The sequence below is a fragment of the Ensifer sp. ENS10 genome (genome assembly GCF_014852025.1).
Classification (GTDB): Bacteria; Pseudomonadota; Alphaproteobacteria; order Rhizobiales; family Rhizobiaceae; genus Ensifer.
In genome coordinates this window covers 1-255 of the sequence record NZ_JACVAS010000070.1, presented here as the reverse complement: position 1 = coordinate 255, position 255 = coordinate 1, and the positions used below count along the sequence as shown (strand labels likewise).

General features: G+C 65.1%; 1 pseudogene. It reads right to left on the bottom strand.

Annotated elements, in window-relative coordinates:
- Positions 1-255, bottom strand: a pseudogene (locus tag IB265_RS37975) (S-(hydroxymethyl)glutathione dehydrogenase); the annotation flags it as partial.

The following is a 255-nucleotide window of genomic DNA, read 5'->3' as shown; positions in this document are numbered from 1 at the left end:
CGATGCCGGTGGTGACGCCGCAGCCGATGTAGCAGATCTTGTCGAACGGCGCGTCCGGGTTGACCTTGGCAACGGCGATCTCCGGCAGCACCGTGTAGTTGGCGAAGGTCGAGCAGCCCATGTAGTGATGGATCTTGTCCTTGCCGATCGAGAAGCGCGAGGTGCCGTCGGGCATCAGGCCCTGGCCCTGGGTCGAGCGGATCGCGGTGCAGAGATTGGTCTTGCGCGACAGGCACGACGGGCAGGAGCGGCACT